The following is a 19,010-nucleotide window of genomic DNA, read 5'->3' on the forward strand; positions in this document are numbered from 1 at the left end:
AAATTAAGTATATTTATTTAAAAAATTTTTAAGGAAGGAATTTTATGGAATATAAATCAAATATTGCTGAAGAGCTTAAAAAAAATAATTTAAAAATAGATGAAGAGATGATCTTTTCTGCCTATGAATTTGCAAGGGAATCCCATGTGGGTCAGTACCGTAAATCAGGGGAGGAGTATATAGTTCATCCTGTAGAAGTCTCTAAGATACTCATTAATATGAAGATGGATACTGAAACAATTACAGCTGGTTTTCTGCATGACATTGTAGAAGATACTATGACCACTATACAGGATATTCAGTATAATTTTGGACCTGAAGTAGCCAGACTGGTGGACGGGGTAACTAAACTTACAAATCTGCCTGTAGGCAGCAATAAACAGCCTGAAAATATCAGAAAGATGATTGTGGCCATGGCTAGTGATGTAAGGGTTGTTATCATTAAATTAGCTGACAGACTGCATAATATGCGTACACTGAAATTTATGCCTGCCTATAAACAGGAGAGAATTGCAAGGGAAACATTGGAGATCTTTGCTCCCTTAGCCCATAGAATTGGAATGGCAAAGATAAAGTGGGAATTAGAAGATCTCTGCCTATATTATCTGGAACCTGAAATTTATAGAAAATTAGTCAAAATGGTCAACAATAAGAGGGTTGAAAGGGAAGAATATACAAGTGCTGTTTTAAGAAATATGAAAAAAATTATCCATGAAAGCAATATAGACGGGATAGTTTCCGGACGGGCTAAACATTTTTATAGTATCTATAAAAAAATGTATGAAAAGGGAAAGAGTTTTGATGAACTCTATGATCTCACAGCTGTTAGGGTATTAGTGGATACAGAGGGGGAGTGTTACAATATATTAGGACTTCTCCACAGTCATTGGAAACCTGTTCCAGGCCGATTTAAAGATTATATAGCAGTTCCTAAATCAAACGGTTATCAATCTATCCATACTACCTTGGTAGGACCCTTAGGGAAGTTTATCGAGGTGCAGATAAGAACTAAAGATATGCATGCCATTGCAGAGGATGGAATAGCGGCTCACTGGAACTATAAGGAAAAAAGAAATAACTCCAAGGCAGATAATGTCTATTCGTGGCTCCGTAAGATATTGGAGTGGCAAAATGAAGCCGATACTTCGGAAGAATTTATTCAGACTGTCACAGGGGATATACTCAACGAAACAGTATTTGTTTTTTCTCCTAAAGGAGATGTTATCGAACTGTCTAAAGGGTCTACTCCCTTGGACTTTGCATTTCATATCCATACAGAGGTAGGCTATAAGTGTATAGGGGCTAAAGCCAACGACAAGATTGTCCCAATCGATTATAAGCTGCAAAACGGAGACAGGATCGATATTATAACTTCAAATATATCAAAGGGTCCCGGGAGAGACTGGTTAAATATAGTTGCAACCCAGAGTGCTAAAAGTAAGATTAGAAGATGGATAAAGGAAAAAAACTTTGATGAGAATCTAAAGATAGGAAAAGAGCTGTTTGAAAAGGAATTGCTTAAGGTGGGATCTTCTGTAAAACAGATCGAGAACAGTCCTGAAATAAAGGAATATTTAAATAAAAACTCTATCAATAATTTCAATGAATTGCTTATTAAAATAGCTTCTAAAGGTTTAAATGTAACCCTTCTTGCAGAAAGATTGGTAAAAAAAGATGAAAAAATAGAGCTTGAAACCATAGAAGATTATCAAAATGAAACTCCTAAAAGAAAAAGTCGGAAAAAAAATGATTATGGTGTTATAATAGATGGTCTTGATAATACTATTATTCGATTTGCAAAATGCTGTACCCCCCTTCCGGGAGACGAGATTGGTGGGTATATAACTACCTATGGAGATATCGGTATTCATAGATTGGACTGCAAAAACTATATAAATTTAATTGCCCGTGATCACAATAGAGAGATAGGTGTTAGATGGGATGATGAAATTATAGGCAGAAAGATCAATAAATACAGGTTTAAATTTACCATAGTCACTACAGACAGAGCAAATATTCTCTTGGAAATTGTAAAAATTATAGCTGATCATAAGATAGACCTAGAAGGAGTAAACTCCGGTCATATAAAAAACGGGGCTGAAAGACTTTCGGTTATCGAGATAACTATAGATATCAATGAGAAGAGGGACTATGAAAAATTAATTAACCATATTGTAAATCTAAAAGATGTAATAGAAATCAGAAGAAATCAAAACAATTAAGAACCCTTTTCTATGAAAAATCAGATAGAAGAGGTAAAAAGGAGTATAAGATGAAAAAATTACCAGTAAATTATGAATTATCCCATAGAGATGGAAAGGCAAGAGCGGGAGTTATAACCACTCCCCATGGAGATATAAAAACTCCAGTATTTATGCCGGTTGGAACACAGGCAACTGTAAAAACAATGAATCCCGAGGAAGTTAGAGAGTTAGGTGCAGATATTATCTTAGGAAATACCTATCACCTATTTCTTAGACCAGGTGACGATGTAGTCGCTAAATTTGGAGGGTTACATAAATTTATGAACTGGTCTCACCCTATATTAACAGATAGTGGTGGTTTCCAGGTATTTAGTCTGGGAGCTATAAGAAAGATAAAGGAGGAAGGAGTATACTTTAGATCTCATATTGATGGGTCTAAAAGATTTATCTCTCCTGAAAAATCTATAGATATTCAAAATAATTTAGGATCAGATATAGTTATGTTATTTGACGAATGTCCTCCTGGCCAGTCTTCTAGAGAGTACTTAATCCCTTCCATTGAAAGAACTACCAGATGGGCTAAAAGATGTGTAACAGCTCATAAAAGACCTGATGACCAAGGTTTATTCGCTATAGTTCAGGGTGGAATATATGAAGACCTGAGAGATAAGAGTATGAATGAATTGATGGAGATGGATGAAAGTTTTTCTGGATATGCTATAGGTGGATTGGCAGTAGGAGAGCCTCGTGAAGATATGTATAGAATATTAGACTATATAACTCCTAAACTTCCTGAGCATAAGCCTAGATACCTAATGGGTGTAGGAGAGCCTCTTGATATGTTAGAAGCTGTAGAACACGGTGTAGACATGATGGACTGTGTACAACCATCTAGAATTGGTAGACATGGGACTACATTTACAAAATATGGAAGACTAGTTATAAAAAATGCTAAATATTCCCTTGATCCTAGACCATTAGATGAGGACTGTGACTGTTATGTATGTAAAAACTATACTAGAGGATATATCAGACATCTATTCAAAGCTAATGAGATGTTAGGACAGAAATTAGCTACTTATCATAACCTTTATTTCTTAATAAAGATGATGAATGGTGCAAGAGATGCTATCATGGATAAAAGGTTTATTGCCTTTAAAGAGGAGTTTATAAGTAATTATACTCAAGGTAAGGACAGTGAGTGGATAATACCACAAAGAATAGAAGATTAAAGAATCATGAGTAAACTAAACTTTACTAGAGAAAAGCAGAGATTATAAACTATAATCTCTATAAGAAGAAAAAGATTATACAAAAAAGATGCTTTCTGTATTCTACAGGAGGCATCTTTTTATTGTTGGATACTATTTTGAGGTTGTTTCTTTTGGATATTATTTACATATAAGTTACTAAGGGGGAAATTGATTTAATTTAAGGATTGTAGTATGATTATTTTCAAGAGAACTTTTAAATATGGGAAAAAATTTATCAAGGGATGGGAAGAAAATGAAAGTGTGGTTAAAACAATTACAATTAGAAGAATCAATTGAGGTTTTTAACTTACTTCAAAAAACCGTTGTAGAAGGTAGTGGAGGAGTTCAGTTATGTATACTAAATTAGTAATTTTTGATATGGGAAACACACTTCTACATTTTCATAAAGGAATTTTTTCTGATGATGAAAAAGATTTAATAGGTTTGATGCTTTTGAGATCTTACCTAGAAAATAAAAATCAAATAAAAATATCTATTTCTCAATTAAAAATAGAATTTTTAGATAAATGGTATGATGACTTTTATCTAAGAAAAGAAAAATTAATCGAACTTGATTTTAATAAATATTTAAAAGACGTTATAGAATTAAATGGATTTAATGACACTGAGATTAATTATTTTGAATGCATGGAAGTATTTTATAGTCAATATATTGAAGATGCAGTTTCCGGTAAGGGCTCCTTAGATCTTTTAAAATATTTAAAGAGAGAAGGTTATACTATAAAAGTGATTTCAAACTGTATTTTACAAGATGATATTTATAAAGATGTCTTTAAGAAACATAATCTGGATGAGTTTATAGATGAATATATATTCAGTTATAGTAGAAAAATTAGAAAGCCAAATCTACTTCTTTTTAAAGAAGCTATCCGTGATTATAGAGGTCACATTAAAGATATAATTATGGTAGGAGATAGTTTAGAAGCGGACATTAATCCCGCACAAATACTTGGGTTTAAAGGAATTTGGTTAACTAATGGGAAAAAAAATACGACTGATATAATACCTTGGGCAACTATAGATAAATTTTCAGAAATTTATAAATTGATTAATAAAAATGATATAATTAAACCTAAAGTCTCTTAAAAACAAAACTTTAGCGTTAAAACTTCAAAAAGTAAGTTAAGAAAGGATGATAATATGAAAAAAGATATTATTTTAATTGGACCAGTAGGTGCTGGGAAATCAACAATAGGAAAATTATTGTCGGAAAAATTGGATATTCCACAAGCCAGTTTGGATGACATAAGATGGAAAATATATAAAGGATCTGGATATGATTTTGAACTAGCATATGAAATTATGAAAAGGGAAGGTTTTCTAGGGATTTATAGATACTGGAAGCCTTTTGAAGCGGGTTCTAGAACTTTACTCTGGTCATATACATGACTTTGGTGCAGGACAATCAGTATATGAGGACGAAAAACTATTTAAAGAAGTGAGAAACGTTTTAGAACCTTATCCAAATGTGATTTTATTACTGCCTTCAGAAGATAAAGAAAGATGCTTACAAGTATTATTTGAAAGAACTCAGTTTGAACATAATAGCTTATTTATTAATAATCTATCAAATAAGAAATTAGTTAAAGCTATTGTATATACAGATGGGAAAAATCCAAAAGAAATTGCTGAAGAAATAATAAGAAGAATAAAATTTTAGTAAAAAAAAGCAGGGATAATCCCTGCTTTTTAATTTCCTTATGCTTCAAAACTCACTTCTAAATCTTTGGAGTTCAAAGTGGAAAATTGTTTCTGAAATTCTTTTGGATTGGTAATAAATATAGGATAATGAACTATGAGAGTTGTGTTGTTATAGATTGTAAAATCATCTATGATAAACCCTTCCACATCTCCTACTTTAACCCTTATCTTAGTAAGTTTAGTCAGAAACACATTCAAAGCCCCCAGATCTAAATCTAGGAGTTCTTCCAGTGCACTCTCTGAAAAAATTGCCTGATTTATAGGTTTAGCATAGCTTCTTGTGGTATCACTGAGGAAGGAGACAAACTTTATAACTAAGGGCATATAGAGGCTGCTTATATCGGATTCTAATTTTTCCATAATTTTTTGGGTGATAGGAGAAAGTAGTTTTTTTAGGTGTTCAGCTTCCCTTTTCTCAAACTCTAAATCATCTACAGCTTCATATATATTTGCAATTCTCTCTTCATCATTTGGTTCTTTGGCCAAAATTGCACTGACTCCTTCCACTGAAATTCCCTGCTGTTTAAGTTCATCAATTATACTTTTTTCTTTTTCAACCATCCCCCTGTAAACTATTTCGGACATTTCGTTAAAGATATCATAAACACCGTTATAAAAAGCTGTCATCTGCTCATGTTCCAGAGTTTCTTCCCCACCTTTAGAATCTTCCAATTGACTGAGGATACTTCCAATTCCCACAATCAGTTCATCCTCTAAATATCTGGAAAGGAGACGAACATCCCTTAATTTCATATTAATTTCCAATTTAATATTTTTATTTTCAATATCGCTCTGATTATAAATAACTTTATTCATAGTTCCCACCCCATTTTAAAATTCTAGTAATTTTAATTGTCTTAACTATTTATTGGCAAAAATAAAAAGTTTCCTTTATTCATGATCTCCTAACCTGTAAAAAATAATATTTTCATATTTATTGTATCTATGGTAAAATTAACCTTAGTGATAATAAAAAATCAGAGGAAAATCAGGAGGATTTTATGAATAATAACGATGTACTACGTAGATTTAGATACGCTTTGGATATGAGTGATAAAGAGGTGATCCTTGCATTTAAAGAGTCAGGACATATAGTGGATAAAGAGGGAGTTCTTAACCTTTTAAAAAAAGACGAGGAAGAAGGTTTTGTAAAGTGTAACAATAAATTACTGGGAATGTTCTTTGATGGTGTAATAGTGCAAAGAAGAGGGAGACAAGAAGTAAAACCTGGGCAAACTCCAAGAAAGCCAGAGGTAATGACCTCTAATAATATCAACAACCAAATTCTTAGAAAGATAAAGATAGCTTTAAACTTAAAAACTGAAGATATGGTAGCAGTATGGGAGTTAGCAGACATCTATATTTCAAACTCAGATGTAACTGCATTATTTAGAAAAAAAGGGCAGAAAAACTATAAGGAATGTTTAGATAAATTCTTAAGAACTTTCTTAAAAGGTCTAGCGGTAAAATATAGAAAGTAGGAGTGATAAGATGGAAATTTTTAATCTGAAAAAATCAAAGTCAACAAAAAATAGGATAAAAAAAGATCTGACTGCTGAAGAGAAACAAATATGGAACTATATAAAGGACAGAAAATTATATAATCTAAAATTTAAAAAACAAACTGAGATAGGGAAGTATACTGCTAACTTTTACTGTCCGGAAATAGAGTTTATTATAGAGATTGATAATGATAAACACACCATCAAATATGAAAAAACAAGGGAAGAATATTTCCAGTCTATAGGAATAACCAGCCTTCGATTTACAAGCAGTGAGATAAAGAGTGATTTAAATGAAATACTAAAAAAAATAGAGGCAGCTGTAGGCAACCTTAAAAATTAAAGATATCAAAAGAAAAACTGAACTCCTAAATGAGGTTCAGTTTTTTTATAATTTTTCTTCATATATGAGTTGACATTCATATAACTTTAAGGTAATATATGAGTAGATATTCATACATCATATATTTAAAAGGAGAATACTATGAAAAGAGAAGTTATATACAATGTAAAAAATCTACATTGCGGTGGCTGTGCTGCTAAGATCGAAAATGCAGTCAATTCACTGTCGTATGTAGAAAATGCCAGCTTAAATTTTATGAAAAAAACTTTACTTATTGAATTAAAGGAGATAAAAGAAAATCTTTTGGATGAGTTAAATAAATTAGCAGATAATTTAGAACCTGGAACAATAATCGAAGAAACTTTGGCTAAGAAAAATACAAAAGTTACCTATAACGTAGAACATCTTCACTGTGGCGGATGTGCATCTAAGGTAGAAGATGCCATAAATGAACTTCCTCAAGTCTTGGAGGCTACATTAAACTTCATGAAAAAAACTCTAGTGGTTGAATTTGCTGGAGAAAGAGATGAATTCTTAGAAGAAATCAGAGTTTTAGCCGATAAGATCGAGCCGGGAACAACCATTCTTGAGATAGAAGAAGATATCACTGAGGAGTATGTAGAACCTGAAAAAATTGTTAGGTCAAAGCAAGGGAGGTCTTATAAGGAAGAGATAGGAGTAGCTATTGCATTATTTTTATTTTTTCTAGGGACTTTTGGGATAGAAAATACTAAACTTAAAATAGGTGTACTTATCCTTGCTTATATAGTTTCTGGTGGGAATGTAGTTTTAAAATCATTTAAAAATATAGCTCGTGGAAATGTATTTGATGAAAATTTCTTGATGACTATTGCAACCTTTGGTGCATTTTTCATTGGGGAATACTCTGAAGCAGTTGCTGTTATGATTTTTTATCAGGTAGGAGAATATTTCCAGGGTAGAGCAGTAAATAATTCAAGAAAATCTATTGAAGGTTTGATGGATATAAGGCCAGACTTTGCAAATATAAAAATCGGTAATGAACTAAAAAAAGTCAAACCTGAAAGTGTAAAAGTCGGGACAATAATTGTCGTTAAACCAGGTGAAAAGATACCGCTAGACGGAGTTGTTATAAAAGGTAACGCTGCTCTAGACACCTCTGCATTAACCGGTGAATCTCTTCCTCTAGATGTTAAATCTGGAGATACAGTTCTAAGTGGAAGTATCAATAGGAATGGGGTAATAGAAGTTAAAGTAGATAAAGATTTTTATCATTCTACTGTAAATAAAATATTGGAATTAGTAGAGAATGCAAGTAATAAGAAAGCTGATACTGAAAAATTTATAACTAAATTTGCCAAATATTATACTCCGGCAGTGGTAGTTGTGGCTACTCTGACAGCTGTAATCCCACCGCTATTTGTAGGAGATTTCAATACATGGTTGTATAGAGCATTGATATTTTTAGTTATATCGTGTCCATGTGCATTGGTAGTATCGATACCACTTGGATTCTTCAGTGGGATAGGAGCAGCATCTAAAAAAGGTATCTTGATCAAAGGTGGAAATCATCTGGAAGCACTATATAAAGTTGGAGCTGTGGTATTTGATAAAACTGGAACTATCACAAAAGGGAATTTCAAAGTAACCGAAGTATTTACAGATAAGATGTCAGAGGATGAACTTATATATATATCAGCTCATGGAGAGGCGTATTCAAACCATCCAATAGCTAAAAGTATAGTGGAATCATATGGCAAAGAGATTCATATAGAAAAGGTAAAAGATTATAAGGAAATTGAAGGGCAGGGAGTAAGTTTAGTTTTAGAGAGTAAAAAAATATTATTAGGAAACTATAAACTGATGGAAAGTAATAATATAAAATGTCCTAAGGTAGATAAAATAGGAACTATCGTTTATGTAGCTGTTGAAAATGAATTTGAGGGTTACCTTGTAATTTCTGATGAATTGAAGGCTGACTCAGAAAAAGCAATATCATCTATAAAAAAAATGGGAATAAAAACGTATATGTTAACTGGAGACAACAAATCTGTGGCGGCTAATATTGGCGATAAAGTAGGAATAGATAAGGTCTATGGAGGCCTACTACCTGATCAAAAGGTAAATATTTTTGAAGAAATTCAGAGTGAAGTCGATGGAAATGTAATCTTTGTAGGAGATGGGATAAATGATGCTCCTGTATTAGCCCGTGCTGACGTTGGAATGGCTATGGGAGGAATAGGTAGTGATGCTGCAATTGAAGCTGCTGATGTAGTTATAATGACTGATGAACTCACAAAGATAGTTGATGGAATAGGTGTTGCAAAAGTCACTAGAAAAATAGTTACACAAAATATTATATTAGTCTTAGTTATAAAGCTGGTAGTTATGGGATTAGGAGTCATGGGAGAAGCTACCATGTGGGAAGCTATCTTTGCTGATGTAGGAGTGGCTATCCTGACTATATTTAACTCTATTAGAATATTAAAAAAATAATCAGATAATTATATCTAAAAAATAAAAGTCTAGGAATTATAACTAATTTCTAGACTTTTAGTGTATAATGGGGAAAATAAAATTGTAGGAGTTGATAGTATTGATTTTGACAAAAGCAAGAATTTTAAGCCATGGTATAGATGAAGGAATATATTTTATCCGAATAGCAGATGGTAAGATTGAAACTATAAGTAAGGAAATGATCGTTCCATTAGAAGGGGAAGAAGTAATAGATGTAGAGGGGAACTATCTGACACCTGGCCTAGTAGACTGCCATACACATTTAGGATTAAAAACAGATTCGGCTGGTGTTTTTTATGCTGATCACAATGAGAGGAGTAACCTTATAACCCCGGAAGTAAGAGCAATAGATGCAATAAATCCTCAGGATGTAACATTTGTAGAGGCGAGATCAGCCGGTATAACAGCTTGTGGAAGCGGACCTGGATCAGCTAACTTGATAGCTGGCCAATATGCCTGTATAAAAACCTTTGGAGATACAATAGACGATATATTAGTTAATCCATATATTGCAATGAAAGCTGCTTTAGGAGAGAATCCAAAGAGAGTCCACAACATGACTAGGATGGGTCTTATAAGTAGATTAAGAGAATTTTTGAGACTTTCTAAAGAGTACAATTTAGATAAAGAGGCTAAATATGACCATCAATTAGAAGCGATGAAACCCGTAATGAATAAAGAAATACCCTTGAAAATTCATGTTCACAGGGCTGATGATATTGTCTCTGCCATAAGGGTTATGGAGGAATTTGACCTGTTATATACACTGGATCATGTGACCTGTGGGGCAGATATACTGGATTATATTCATACTAAAAAAAGAAACCTGATAGTAGGGCCTAGTTTAGGAGCTAGAGGGAAGATGGAGTTAAAGGGAAAAGGATTTGAAAATTTAGTTAAATTAGCTAAGAATCAGGATATATCCATAATAACAGATGCTCCTGTAATACCACTGCAATATCTGCCAATTTGTGTAGGGTTAGCTATTTCTAAGGGGCTGACCTTTAAAAAGGGGTTAGAAGCTGTAACTATAAACCCGGCTCGTATGATGGGAGTAGAAAAAAGAATTGGTTCCATAGAAGAGGGGAAAGATGCAGACCTGGTTGTATGGAAAGAAAAACCTTTTATAACTATTCAAGATCCAATTTTAGTTATGATAGATGGTAAAATTATTAGTTAATAAAAAAGCAACGTGATGTTGCATTTAGAGAGGTATAATTCCCTAGATAATAAAAAGTGGGTTTCTCTAAGAGAAACCCACTTTTATTTTTTTTTGTACTTTGTTAAAATATTTGATCTAATTTATCGGAGTAAAATAAAATAGCATCTTTATAACTTTTAATCTTAGTATCATTTGAAGTTTCACTTATAATTTTTAGGAGTATCTCCATAGATTTTTTATGATTACCCAGGTTATAAAGGGTCATAGAATAGAAGACTTGAAAGTCTTTATTATCTGAAAATTCATTCATGGCCCTTTTAAAAATTTCTTCTGATTTCTTATACTCTCCTATGGAACGATAGGTACTTCCGAGACCTAGATAAGCACCTTCTAGATTTTCACTGGAAAGTCCATTTTCGATAGCTTTAAGGTAATAAGGAATAGCATCTTGCTCCTGCTCTAGTGTATCATAGCACCATGCACATTGATAGTTAGCTATAGGATCTGTGGGATCTTCTTTCAGATAGTTTTTTATAATTTCCAAAGCTTTTAATTTTTCACCATTTTTTCTCAATTCAACTACTTTTTTTAATATAGATACCTTCATCTAACTACCTCCTAAAAACTTATATTTTATACCACTTTATAGAGTTCATCACTTTCTGGTTCAGATATATCTGATCTTTGACTTTTAGAGTCATATATATATTTTTCCTCGATATTTTTTGTGAAATACCCAATTTCAAAAGTAGGGATATCATCTGATATTAATTTATCCAATAGTAGATCCTTATTTTGAGGAGATACAACTATAAGCATTGACCCGCTGGAAATTAATTTCAATGGATCGATCTTATAATGAGCGCAGATCTTGTCGGTAACTTCAGAAACATTTAATTGGTCACGATAGATAGTAACTCCCAGTTTTGAAAGTTCTGCAACCTCCCAGACGGCCCCTAATATCCCACCTTCAGTAACGTCATGCATCCCTTTACAAAGTTCTGAAGACAACAGACCTTCTTTGACTACACTGGTCAGGTTCATCATAGATTTTCCAGAGTTGATTTCACTGTGAGATAAGATGCTTTTTAGTTCCTCTTCCTTTTCATAGGTTATGATCGCCGTCCCCTCTATACCTGTACCTTTAGTGAGCAATACTATATCTCCCTCTAAAATTTCTTTTTTATCTTCATAGTGATCTTTAGTCCCAAACCCCAGACCTGTTACAGATATAATGATCTTATTTACAGCATCGGTAATCTCTGTATGTCCTCCTAAGATATCAATATTTAATACGGTACATTCAGATTCCATATCCACCATGATATTCTGCAGGTCTTCCACACTGGTAGATGGAGGAGCCAATATGGTAACCATGATACCCATAGGTTCAACACCTGTAGTGGCAAGATCATTACAGGTTATATTTACAGCTAATTTTCCTATCTCAGAAACTGCACCGGTGATGGGGTCACTGCTTACATAACAGACTTTTTCTCCTAGATCTATGGCAGCACAGTCATCTCCTATTCCCGGTGAATTTAAAAATTCCTTTCTTTTCTTCTTTATATTGTTAAATATTACTTCTTTTAATTGTGAAGCAGTAAGTTTTCCTATTTTCATTAATCTTCATCCTCTCAAAATTTAAGTTTATTTGTTATAAAATATTATAGCATAAATTTTATCTATGAGGATTTAATTTTAAAGCCCCATTGAGTTAGAGTTAAATAAAGGTTTTAATTCTTGATAAAACCTATAAAATATAGTACTATATTAGGTAAATAAAAATTTGAAAATAGAGGTGGAAAGATGAAAATAATTGCTCCTGCAGGGGATATAGAGAGAATGAAGGCAGCCATAAAAGGTGGTGCAGACGAGGTTTATCTAGGACTGAAAGGTTTTGGAGCCAGAAGATCGGCTATCAATTTTACAATCAATGAATTAAAAGATGCTATCGATTATGCACATTTAAGAGGAGTAAGAGTATTACTGACATTAAATACAATTATGAAAGACAGTGAGTTAGATTCTTTATATATGAACCTATCTACACTTTATGAACATGGATTAGATGCTGTAATTGTACAGGATTTAGGTGTTTTTAGATATTTAAAGGAGAATTTTAAAGAGTTGGAGATCCATGGTAGTACTCAGATGACTGTAGCTAACCATGTTGAAGCTAACTACCTTTATAATTTAGGATTTAAAAGGGTAGTTTTATCACGTGAACTTAGTTTTGAAGAGATTAAAACTATCAGAAAAAAGACAAAGATTGAGTTAGAGATATTTGTATCTGGAGCTCTATGTATATCTTATTCTGGAAATTGCTATATCAGTAGTTTTATAGGAAGTAGAAGTGGTAACAGAGGAATGTGTGCTCAAGTCTGTAGAAAAAAATATACAACTAGTAAAAAAGAAAGTGGATATCTTCTGAGTCCAAAAGACCAGATGTTGGATAAAGCTGAGATTGAAAAATTAAAAGCTGCAGGAATAAATGCAATTAAAATAGAGGGAAGAATGAAATCTCCTAACTATGTCTATGAGATGGTAGGAAAATATAGTGATATTTTAGAAGACAAGAATGAGAATCATCATCCTGAAAAGATATTCAATAGAGGTTACTCAAAGGGATATTTTTACAAAAATGACAGTGATAAATTAATGAATAGTAAATATGCTTCTAATTATGGATACAGTATCGGTGATGTCAGAGGAAGGATATTAAAATTAAATACCACTGTTATCTTAGGAGACGGGATAGCTTATTTGGATAAAGATATGAATATCTTAAAGGGAGAGTACCTAAACCAGATCATTATCATGGGTAAAAAGGTAAAAGAAGCTAAAAGGTTAGATCTTATCAGTATATATCCACCAAAGGGAACTAAATTTATCTATAAAACATTTGATAAAGCGTTAAATGACAGTATTGAATCTACACTAAAAACTGCAAAGGGTAGAATGCCTATCGGTGGAAAGTTTTTTGCCCAGGTAGGAGAACCTATTAGATTTGATATCTATGCAAATGGAGTAACTCTATCTATCGTAGGTGATATACTGGAAGAAGCTAAAAAAAGGCCTTTAGACAATGAAACTATATTTGAAAAATTAGGAGAGATGGGTAATTCTACATTAAAACTATCCACTCTTGATATTGAATATGATGGAAAAGCCTTTGTTTCATTAAAAACTTTAAAGGATATAAAGAGACAAGCTATCGAAAAATTTGAAAGTGAGTATTTAGCAACTACTAGGAGAACTTTAGACACCTATGAAGTTGTTGGATTTACACCTACAATAAGAGAGAATGACTATAAAACTACAGTTGCTGTATCTGTTGTAAACAAGGAGCAATTTAAAGTAGCCAAGGAATTTGGAATTAAAAAGATCTATTATAGAGGACCTGAAGTAGCTAAAGAATCCAACTTAGATAGGATCGATACAAAATCTAGATTAGCCTCTAACCTATACCAGTTAATTCAAAATGAAAATGATACGGTATCTGTAGATTACAACTTTAATATAGCTAACAGCAGATCTATAGAAGAATTTTCAAAGATGAAAAATGTAGGAGTTATCTATCTGTCACCTGAGTTTGATTTAGATTATTTAAGTACACTAGAATTAAGTAAGTGCGGGATGATGGTATACGGTCACCTTACAGGGATGTATATAGAAAATCTTAATGTAGAAGCAGATAGTTTAATCAATGAAAAAGAAGATAACTTTAAGCTTTATACCAATAAATTAGGTAATACACAGGTTTTCTTAGAAAAACCTATGAATGTAATCTCCAGGATCGATAAATTAAAAGATTTAGGATTAGCTGAAGTAAGGTTAGACTTTGTCTTAGAGTCAGACTTTGAGATGAGAAAAGTATTAGAGAGTATTAAAACAGGGGTAGGAGAATATGTTCCTTATAACCTGCACAAAGGAGTATTTTAAAGTTATGAAGTGTAATATATGTGAAAATGAAGACCTCCACCTTATTGAGGTAGAAAATAAAGCCGGATTAAAAAAATACTATAGGTGTAAAGAGTGTGAATTTATTTTTATAGACAAGGCTCATATTTTAACCCCTAAAGATGAAGGTAAAAGGTATGAGGTCCATAACAATGAGATTTCAGATCCATCATACAGGGCTTATTTTAAAAAATTTATAAACTATATAGAAGATGATCTAGATAGAGAAAATACTATATTAGACTATGGTTCAGGGCCTCAGCCGGTATTGGCTGACGTGATGGAAGAGAGTGGATACAGGGTCGACATATATGATAAATTTTTCTACAATAAAAAAGGTTATCTGGATAAAGTGTATGATGTGGTTATCTCTACAGAGGTCTTTGAACACATATATAACCCTACAGAAACTTTAGAAACTTTACTGTCTATTTTGAAAAAAAATGGTAAATTAATCCTCATGACTGCTGTCTCTCCTCCTACTGATGAGGAGTTTAAAAAATGGTGGTATATTCAAGATCCTACCCATGTTGTATTTTATAATAAAAAAACTTTTGAGGTTATAAGCAGGAAACATAACTTAAATATCATAAAATATAATCATAAGAATATTATAATATTTCAAAGGAGGTAGCTATGGGGATTAAATTATTTTTACTTTATCTAGTTGTTGTAATTATTAATTTTTCTCAATTAGAGGATAGAGTAGTTAAGAAAAGTACTGAATTAAAAAAAGTCCAGGGAAAAAAAGATAAAAAAGAAGAAGAAAAAATAGCGGCAGAGCGAAATGTCAAAATTAGATTAGAAATTAAAAAAATGGTGAAAGGGACGTATAAGGAGATTGATTTACTTCATCTATCTGATGTTCAGCCAATTCCAGGGGAGAAGTTAGTTCCCAGAGTGGTTTATAGCATGGATAATGTATCTTTGAGGGGTTTAAATGTTCCTAATAAGAAGCAAAAATTCTTTGAAATTATGGTACCTACGGCAATGATTGTGGTAGAAGAGATCGAAGAGACCAGAGAGAGCTTAAAATTAATTATGGAAGGCAAGAGAGACAGAGATGAAGAATACCTTTCAAAGATGTATGCTAAGTACAGGGTTAAGGAAAAAGATATAGAAGTTTTATATCATAAATTAAAACCTGTTCCTATTTCAATCCTTCTTTCTCAAGCTATTTTAGAAAGTGGCTGGGGGACCTCTAGATTTTTTGAAAAAGCAAATAATATATTTGGTGTATGGTCGGTAGATCCTACTGAACCTAGGATAAAAGCTGGAGAAGCCAGGGTAAATAAACAGGTGTACTTAAGGAGCTATCCTACATTAAAAGAATCTATGGCTGATTATATGAAATTGTTGGCTAGGCATAAAGCCTATAGTGAATTCCGTGAAAAACTCCAGGTGACAGATGACTATAAGATTTTAGTTCCCAAACTAGACAAATACAGCGAGATGGAGGAGATCTATATCAGCAGACTTCTAGCTACTATTGAATATAATAAACTGTACCAATATGACAGGTATGAATTTGAATAGAGAGTGGTTCTTTGTCTTAGGGGTAATAATAATTTTTTTAACCCTGGACCTATGGACTAAGAAATGGGCTGAAAAGAATCTAAAGATCTCTAAACATCTGTTTGGCGGGAAGATACAATTGATATATGTGAGAAATTATGGGATAGCATTTAATAGATTGTCAGGTAAAAAAAAATTAATAATAATTATAAATTTATTTCTATTTACCTATTTAGGCTACCTCCTATACATCGATATAGACAATTATTTAGCTTATTCTCTGATATTAGCAGGCGGGTTAGGGAATTTTATAGGAAGATTACAGAGAGGGTATATAACTGATTTTATATACTTTAATCTCAAGGGATGGCCTGTATTTAATATTGCAGATTTTGAGGTGCTTTTAGGCATAGCTATAGTTATGATGAAGGAAGTATTAGGTTAATAAATACATAGAAAAGTTTAAGAAGGGATAAAAATGGAATTTAAATATTTAAATGGGTATTCAGAAAATATCCTGCAACAGGTAGAACAATTAATAAAAAAAGAGAAATTAGGAGTTTATATCAAAAATAAATATCCCAAAGCTCATAGAATAGATACAGATAAACAACTATATGAATATACTATGGAGATAAAAAATAATTTTTTAAGAAAAAGTCAGCCTCTGTCAAAGGTAGTTTATGATGGAAAGATAATATTAGAAAATCAAGCTTTGGGTCTCCATTCATATATTCCCAGGAAACAAGGGAAAAAAACAAAGGTAAAAAATGAAATAAAGATAGCTTCTAAGTTTAAAAAAATGCCGTTAGAGTTTTTAGAACATATAGTGGTCCATGAATTAGCTCATTTAAAGGAAAAAAATCATGATAAGGCTTTTTATAGATTGTGTCAATCTATGGAAGATAATTGTGGTGAGGTAGAATTAGACCTGAGAATTTATCTTACTTATGTAGATATATACAAGGAAGAACTTTATTAAAAAAAAGACAGCCTCTAGTTATAAATAACCAGAGGCTGTCTTTTTTTATTCTTGATTAACTATTTAAAATTTAAATGTTATGATGATGTTTCTTATAATCTGGATGATGTTTATATCCACCTTCCCAAAATTCTGCATTTTTTACTCCCATTTTTATAGAATCATATTGAGGATCTAAACCTTGAGATTTTTGTTCCTCATAGTCTTTAAGACTCTGGAGTGCCGGCTTTCTTAAAAGAATAATAGCAATAATATTTAACCAAGCCATAAGCCCTACTCCTACATCTCCTAGCCCCCAAGCCAATGATGCCGTTCTAACTGCACCATAGTAAATTGCACAGAGTAGTGCAAATCTCATTAAATTGACTACCAGCTTATGATGATGTCCTCCTTTAAATAAATAAACAATACAGGTCTCTGCATAGTAGTAATAAGCCATCAAAGTTGTAAAAGCAAACAGGAACAGTGCAATAGCAACAAATTTACTACCAAAACCTGGCATAAAAGAATCCACTGCCATCTGTGTATAGGCTGGACCATACTCAACACCTGGAATATTTTCAACAATGAAACCGCCTACTTTATCACGGACATTATATGCACCTGTCAAGAGGATCATAAATCCTGTTGCACTACAGACGAAAAGTGTATCGATATAAACTGAAAATGCTTGAACTAATCCCTGTTTAGCAGGATGAGAAACCTCAGCTGCACCGGCTGCCATAGGACCAGTACCCTGACCAGCTTCGTTAGAATAAATACCACGTTTTACACCCCATGAGATTGCCATTCCTAAAATTCCACCAAAAGCTGCATTTACTCCAAATGCACTCTTTATAATTAACATGAAAACAGCCGGAAGCTGTGCAATATTAATAACTATTATAATAAGTGCAACGAGGATATAAGCACCTGCCATGAATGGCACAAGAATTTCAGCTGCTTTACCCATACGATGGACTCCACCAAAGATAATGATACCTAAAAGAATCACAATTATAGCACCTGTTATGTATGGACTGAGACCAAAAGCAGTATTTACACTACTAGCTATACTGTTTGCCTGAACACCTGGTAATAAAAATCCCATTGCAATTACCGAAGAAACTGCAAATAATACAGCATACCATTTTATACCGAGACCTTTTTCTATGTAGTATGAAGGTCCACCACGATATTGATTGTCAATTTCAACCTTGTAGATTTGAGCTAATGCTGATTCTATAAAGGCAGAACCTGCACCTAAAAATGCGATTACCCACATCCAAAATAAAGCCCCTGGACCACCGAGAGCAATGGCTGTCGCAACACCAGCTATATTACCTGTTCCTACTCTTCCTGAAACAGCTAGTGCAAATGCTTGGAAAGAAGAAACACCCTGTTCAGACTCTTGACCACCAAAAAGTAGTCTTATCATCTCTTTCAGATGGCGTATCTGCATAAACCGTGTTGCAAATGAGAAGTAAAGTCCTGTTGCAAGAAGTAGATACACCAGTACAGGACTCCAGATTATTGAGTTGAGAAAATCAACAGCTTGACCCATAAATAACCTCCTTAAATAAAAAAAATAATACCTTGGCATTGTTTCAATTTAATTAGAATATATTTATACTACAATTCTATATTCTTTTTTTATGACGAAATTCCTTTTTTTTAGTATGATTTTTTTTATGACTCAGATTAAAGCCTATATTATCAAGGACTAACTAAAAAAGCAGGATGAATTATCCTGCTTTAAACATTATTATTTTTACTGGATATATAGTTTATTAACTTATTTTTTTTCAATAGAAAAATTAAGTATCTAAAATACCGGATATCTATTCCACAATTTTTTATGACTTTTAGAATAAAAATTTCGTAATTTA

Annotated in this window: 19 protein-coding genes; 15 read left to right on the forward strand and 4 right to left on the reverse strand. The window is 32.6% G+C overall.

Annotated features, from left to right (window positions below; translation table 11 throughout):
- The first annotated feature begins 44 nt into the window (after positions 1–44).
- The 6 genes from NRK67_12515 to NRK67_12540 all read left to right on the forward strand — a co-directional run bounded on the left by NRK67_12515 (position 45) and on the right by NRK67_12540 (position 5,138).
- Positions 45–2,222, forward strand: coding sequence for a bifunctional (p)ppGpp synthetase/guanosine-3',5'-bis(diphosphate) 3'-pyrophosphohydrolase (locus NRK67_12515; protein ID UUV18107.1), 2,178 nt, complete (start codon positions 45–47; stop codon positions 2,220–2,222).
- Positions 2,223–2,272: 50 nt separating this feature from the next.
- Positions 2,273–3,436 (forward strand): tRNA guanosine(34) transglycosylase Tgt, encoded by a 1,164-nt coding sequence (gene tgt / locus NRK67_12520; GenBank protein UUV18108.1) that lies wholly within the window; start codon positions 2,273–2,275, stop codon positions 3,434–3,436.
- Positions 3,437–3,677: 241 nt separating this feature from the next.
- The gene (locus NRK67_12525; GenBank protein ID UUV18109.1) at positions 3,678–3,824 is read left to right on the forward strand and encodes a hypothetical protein; all 147 of its coding nucleotides are present in this window, start codon (positions 3,678–3,680) and stop codon (positions 3,822–3,824) included.
- A complete protein-coding gene (locus NRK67_12530; GenBank protein UUV18110.1) occupies positions 3,809–4,564 on the forward strand; it encodes an HAD family hydrolase in 756 nt (251 codons plus the stop codon). The genes NRK67_12525 and NRK67_12530 overlap by 16 nt, the downstream gene beginning before the upstream one ends.
- 54 nt (positions 4,565–4,618) lie before the next feature.
- Positions 4,619–4,867, forward strand: coding sequence for a hypothetical protein (locus NRK67_12535; protein ID UUV18111.1), 249 nt, complete (start codon positions 4,619–4,621; stop codon positions 4,865–4,867).
- Positions 4,827–5,138 (forward strand): hypothetical protein, encoded by a 312-nt coding sequence (locus NRK67_12540; protein UUV18112.1) that lies wholly within the window; start codon positions 4,827–4,829, stop codon positions 5,136–5,138. Before NRK67_12535 ends, NRK67_12540 begins: the two co-directional genes overlap by 41 nt.
- Before the next feature lie 38 nt (positions 5,139–5,176).
- Here the strand turns inward: NRK67_12540 and NRK67_12545 are convergent, their stop codons facing one another.
- Positions 5,177–5,995, reverse strand: coding sequence for a hypothetical protein (locus NRK67_12545; GenBank protein ID UUV18113.1), 819 nt, complete (start codon positions 5,993–5,995; stop codon positions 5,177–5,179).
- 185 nt (positions 5,996–6,180) lie between these two features.
- On the opposite strand from NRK67_12545, the gene NRK67_12550 reads away from it, so the two are divergent.
- The 4 genes from NRK67_12550 (at position 6,181) to NRK67_12565 (ending at position 10,700) form a co-directional block, all read left to right on the forward strand.
- A complete protein-coding gene (locus tag NRK67_12550) occupies positions 6,181–6,660 on the forward strand; it encodes a DUF1456 family protein (GenBank protein UUV18114.1) in 480 nt (159 codons plus the stop codon).
- A gap of 10 nt (positions 6,661–6,670) precedes the next feature.
- Positions 6,671–7,024 (forward strand): endonuclease domain-containing protein, encoded by a 354-nt coding sequence (locus NRK67_12555; GenBank protein ID UUV18115.1) that lies wholly within the window; start codon positions 6,671–6,673, stop codon positions 7,022–7,024.
- A gap of 141 nt (positions 7,025–7,165) precedes the next feature.
- Positions 7,166–9,499 carry a heavy metal translocating P-type ATPase gene (locus NRK67_12560; GenBank protein ID UUV18116.1) on the forward strand — a complete coding sequence of 778 codons (2,334 nt, stop codon included), beginning with the start codon at positions 7,166–7,168 and terminating at the stop codon, positions 9,497–9,499.
- A 106-nt stretch (positions 9,500–9,605) separates the two neighbouring features.
- A complete protein-coding gene (locus tag NRK67_12565) occupies positions 9,606–10,700 on the forward strand; it encodes an amidohydrolase family protein (protein ID UUV18117.1) in 1,095 nt (364 codons plus the stop codon).
- A 103-nt stretch (positions 10,701–10,803) separates the two neighbouring features.
- On the opposite strand, the gene NRK67_12570 is transcribed toward NRK67_12565, so the two are convergent.
- Positions 10,804–11,289: a tetratricopeptide repeat protein gene (locus NRK67_12570; protein ID UUV18118.1), complete on the reverse strand. Its 486-nt coding sequence runs from the start codon at positions 11,287–11,289 to the stop codon at positions 10,804–10,806.
- A 26-nt stretch (positions 11,290–11,315) separates the two neighbouring features.
- Positions 11,316–12,305: an AIR synthase family protein gene (locus NRK67_12575; GenBank protein UUV18119.1), complete on the reverse strand. Its 990-nt coding sequence runs from the start codon at positions 12,303–12,305 to the stop codon at positions 11,316–11,318.
- 186 nt (positions 12,306–12,491) lie between these two features.
- On the opposite strand from NRK67_12575, the gene NRK67_12580 reads away from it, so the two are divergent.
- From NRK67_12580 to NRK67_12600, 5 genes are read left to right on the forward strand one after another with little or no spacing between them, the layout of a single operon-like run.
- Entirely contained in the window at positions 12,492–14,627 is a 2,136-nt protein-coding gene (locus NRK67_12580) for a U32 family peptidase (protein UUV18120.1), read from the forward strand.
- Between the two features lie 4 nt (positions 14,628–14,631).
- Positions 14,632–15,279 (forward strand): class I SAM-dependent methyltransferase, encoded by a 648-nt coding sequence (locus NRK67_12585; GenBank protein ID UUV18121.1) that lies wholly within the window; start codon positions 14,632–14,634, stop codon positions 15,277–15,279.
- A 2-nt stretch (positions 15,280–15,281) separates the two neighbouring features.
- Complete coding sequence (locus tag NRK67_12590; protein ID UUV18122.1) at positions 15,282–16,181, forward strand: glucosaminidase domain-containing protein; 900 nt, start codon at positions 15,282–15,284, stop codon at positions 16,179–16,181.
- Positions 16,168–16,605: a signal peptidase II gene (gene lspA, locus NRK67_12595; protein ID UUV18123.1), complete on the forward strand. Its 438-nt coding sequence runs from the start codon at positions 16,168–16,170 to the stop codon at positions 16,603–16,605. The genes NRK67_12590 and lspA overlap by 14 nt, the downstream gene beginning before the upstream one ends.
- Before the next feature lie 33 nt (positions 16,606–16,638).
- A complete protein-coding gene (locus tag NRK67_12600; protein ID UUV18124.1) occupies positions 16,639–17,142 on the forward strand; it encodes a DUF45 domain-containing protein in 504 nt (167 codons plus the stop codon).
- Positions 17,143–17,212: 70 nt separating this feature from the next.
- Here NRK67_12600 and NRK67_12605 read toward each other — a convergent pair whose 3' ends face one another.
- Entirely contained in the window at positions 17,213–18,685 is a 1,473-nt protein-coding gene (locus NRK67_12605) for an alanine:cation symporter family protein (GenBank protein ID UUV18125.1), read from the reverse strand.
- Positions 18,686–19,010 lie beyond the last annotated feature (325 nt).

It is taken from the genome of Fusobacteria bacterium ZRK30 (genome assembly GCA_024628785.1).
GTDB lineage: Bacteria > Fusobacteriota > Fusobacteriia > Fusobacteriales > Fusobacteriaceae > Psychrilyobacter.

Bases quoted from the DNA above. Each gene is read 5' to 3' on its own strand.
- NRK67_12585 (UUV18121.1), top strand. From the start codon at position 14,632: ATGAAGTGTAATATATGTGAAAATGAAGACCTCCACCTTATTGAGGTA.
- NRK67_12575 (UUV18119.1), bottom strand. From the start codon at position 12,305: ATGAAAATAGGAAAACTTACTGCTTCACAATTAAAAGAAGTAATATTT.
- NRK67_12530 (UUV18110.1), top strand. From the start codon at position 3,809: ATGTATACTAAATTAGTAATTTTTGATATGGGAAACACACTTCTACAT.
- NRK67_12550 (UUV18114.1), top strand. From the start codon at position 6,181: ATGAATAATAACGATGTACTACGTAGATTTAGATACGCTTTGGATATG.
- NRK67_12545 (UUV18113.1), bottom strand. From the start codon at position 5,995: ATGAATAAAGTTATTTATAATCAGAGCGATATTGAAAATAAAAATATT.
- lspA (UUV18123.1), top strand. From the start codon at position 16,168: ATGAATTTGAATAGAGAGTGGTTCTTTGTCTTAGGGGTAATAATAATT.
- NRK67_12555 (UUV18115.1), top strand. From the start codon at position 6,671: ATGGAAATTTTTAATCTGAAAAAATCAAAGTCAACAAAAAATAGGATA.
- tgt (UUV18108.1), top strand. From the start codon at position 2,273: ATGAAAAAATTACCAGTAAATTATGAATTATCCCATAGAGATGGAAAG.
- NRK67_12590 (UUV18122.1), top strand. From the start codon at position 15,282: ATGGGGATTAAATTATTTTTACTTTATCTAGTTGTTGTAATTATTAAT.
- NRK67_12580 (UUV18120.1), top strand. From the start codon at position 12,492: ATGAAAATAATTGCTCCTGCAGGGGATATAGAGAGAATGAAGGCAGCC.
- NRK67_12525 (UUV18109.1), top strand. From the start codon at position 3,678: ATGGGAAAAAATTTATCAAGGGATGGGAAGAAAATGAAAGTGTGGTTA.
- NRK67_12570 (UUV18118.1), bottom strand. From the start codon at position 11,289: ATGAAGGTATCTATATTAAAAAAAGTAGTTGAATTGAGAAAAAATGGT.
- NRK67_12600 (UUV18124.1), top strand. From the start codon at position 16,639: ATGGAATTTAAATATTTAAATGGGTATTCAGAAAATATCCTGCAACAG.
- NRK67_12515 (UUV18107.1), top strand. From the start codon at position 45: ATGGAATATAAATCAAATATTGCTGAAGAGCTTAAAAAAAATAATTTA.
- NRK67_12560 (UUV18116.1), top strand. From the start codon at position 7,166: ATGAAAAGAGAAGTTATATACAATGTAAAAAATCTACATTGCGGTGGC.
- NRK67_12535 (UUV18111.1), top strand. From the start codon at position 4,619: ATGAAAAAAGATATTATTTTAATTGGACCAGTAGGTGCTGGGAAATCA.
- NRK67_12605 (UUV18125.1), bottom strand. From the start codon at position 18,685: ATGGGTCAAGCTGTTGATTTTCTCAACTCAATAATCTGGAGTCCTGTA.